The sequence below is a fragment of the Nonomuraea guangzhouensis genome, from assembly GCF_019396345.1.
Taxonomy (GTDB): domain Bacteria; phylum Actinomycetota; class Actinomycetes; order Streptosporangiales; family Streptosporangiaceae; genus Nonomuraea; species Nonomuraea guangzhouensis.
Map to the genome: position 1 here is coordinate 1 of NZ_JAHKRM010000102.1, position 2,103 is coordinate 2,103.

Annotated in this window: 3 protein-coding genes; 1 reads left to right on the forward strand and 2 read right to left on the reverse strand. The window is 66.0% G+C overall.

The features are described from left to right. A partial coding sequence (locus KME78_RS63550; RefSeq protein WP_219539939.1) for an MFS transporter occupies nt 1-460 on the reverse strand: 460 nt, incomplete at its 3' end. A 125-nt stretch (nt 461-585) separates the two neighbouring features. Then, the gene (locus KME78_RS67795; RefSeq protein ID WP_219539940.1) at nt 586-1,410 is read right to left on the reverse strand and encodes a PaaX family transcriptional regulator; all 825 of its coding nucleotides are present in this window, start codon (nt 1,408-1,410) and stop codon (nt 586-588) included. A 371-nt stretch (nt 1,411-1,781) separates the two neighbouring features. Between KME78_RS67795 and KME78_RS63560 the strand changes: the two genes are divergently transcribed. Beyond that, the gene (locus KME78_RS63560; RefSeq protein WP_219539941.1) at nt 1,782-2,006 is read left to right on the forward strand and encodes a hypothetical protein; all 225 of its coding nucleotides are present in this window, start codon (nt 1,782-1,784) and stop codon (nt 2,004-2,006) included. Nucleotides 2,007-2,103: the final 97 nt, after the last annotated feature.

Sequence of the window (2,103 nt, forward strand, 5' to 3'; positions counted from 1 at the left end):
CCGAGTAGCCCGAGTACATCAGGGCGTTGTACAGGTTGCGCCGGTGTGCGGGCGCGTACTCGACGGTGAGCGCGATGGCGGTGGGCACGACGCCGCCGAGGCCGAGCCCGGCCACGAACCGGAACAGTCCCAGCAGTTCCGGTGAGGGCGCCAGCGCGCACAGGATCATGGCGATCGAGAACCAGGCGACGCTGGCGATCACGATCTTGCGGCGGCCGACGATGTCGGTGATCACGCCCGCGACTAGGGCACCGATGAGCATGCCCATGAGCGCGTAGCTGCCGATGGCGCCGACCTGTGCGGGAGTGAGGTTCCATGATGGCTCGGCGAGCAGGCTCGGCACCACGGAGCCGTAGACGATCAGGTCGTAACCATCGAAGACGATCGAGGCGAAGCAGATGGCGACGACGGGGAGGCTGTTCCCTCGGGGGGCGGACGGGGGTTGCGCGGTGGCGTCCATGGTCACTCCACAGAGCGAGATCCGAATGAGCCCGGCATGCGGCCGGGCGAGTGCCGCCGACGCTACACATTTATCAAACGACCGTCAATAATTTGTTACCCTACTTGGGTCGGGGAGTGGGTGCGTCAGGCGTGCACGGGCCCCTTATTCAAGGGGCCGATGCCCATGGAGGCGCAGTATCCCTCGGCCTCAGGGGCGAGCCGCTTGTGCAGGTCGAGGAAGAGATCGTGTACGTCACGACCGACCCATCCCGCCGGCACCAGTTCCAACGGCAGGTCGGGGTCGTCGAAGGGCAGCATGCGGTAGTCGTGGACGAGATGGGTGCGCTCGACCAGGGCGGCGCGCCCGCGTGGCGGGGCCGAATCGAAACGGGCCAGCAGCGCCCGATAGGAGTCACGCTTGGCGAGCAGGGCGCGGTGGAGCTCCTTCAGGTCCCAGCATCTGCCCGCCATGTCGACATCACTGGAGGCGCCCATCGACCGGCTGATCAGCAGGTCGAGCCGGACCGAGGGCTCCTCGGCCAGTCCCGCCGCGACCTCCTGCAGCCGCTCGTGCGGAGAGACCCAGGTGGAGGGTGCCAGCGGCCCGAAACCGAGCCATCTGAGCTTCTTGCGGACCCTCTCCCGGGCCGCGCGATCGGTCTCAGGAACGTGGTAGATGGCGACGCGCCACTGCCGGTCCCAGGATTCGCGCTCGCGCTGGAAGATGCGCTTGCGGCCCTCGTCAAGCAGGCGCCAGCTCTTGTCGGCCAACCGGTAGACGGTGGTCCGCCCCCGCTTCTCGGTGTCGAACCACCCCTCCTTGCGCAGCCGCGTCATCACCACCCGCGTCGTCGCCTCGGGGACGTCGAAGTCAGCCAGCAGATCGGTCAGAGTCTGCAACGGGGCCGCGCCGCCGTCATAGCGCAAATAGTCACCGTAGAGATCGAATACGATCGACCGTGGCTTCACGCGGCTTGCCCCTACTCATCGCAGCTTGAAACGTAGAACAGATTAACACCATTCAAGCTCATGAGTGACACACATAGAACCCGCTTCAGGTGCCTCTATAGCCGTCCGATGTTCCAGATCTTAGACGGACGTCGATGCATTCGGAATGACAGAAGTCGGCCCGCGGTGCAGCAGCAGTTCGGCGTGGACCAGCCCGACTTCGGCGTGCTCTTCGCGGACATGGATGCGACCGGCGCGGCTCCCACCGCGCAGCTCCTGCAGCCGAAGGTCGAAGCCGAGTTCGCCTTGTCCTCGCCTCCGACCTGGCGGGTGACCTCGATCTGGCCACCGTGCGGGCGGCGGTCGAGTACGCCGTCCCCGCTTTGGAGATTATGGACAGCCGCATCGCCGACCGGGACATCACGATCATCGACACCGTCGCCGGCAACGCCTCCAGCGGCCTGTATGTCCTCGGCCCAGACCGGCTGCCGCTGACCGCGTTCGAGCCGGTCGACGCCACCATGCGCATGTACGCCGACGAGCAACTCGTCTCCCAGGGCACCGGGGCAGCCCGCCTCGGCGACCCGCTGAGTGCCCGTGTACAAACTGATCCCTGAGCCCGCCGCGTGGGACGATAATCGGGCGAAATAGTGACGTAGAGCGAATCTTCTGCGACATAGAGCGACCTTCCGGTAGCAACGGTGGTTATCACAG

Coding starts and splice junctions, on each gene's coding strand:
- KME78_RS63560 (WP_219539941.1), top strand. CDS start 1,782: ATGGACAGCCGCATCGCCGACCGGGACATCACGATCATCGACACCGTC.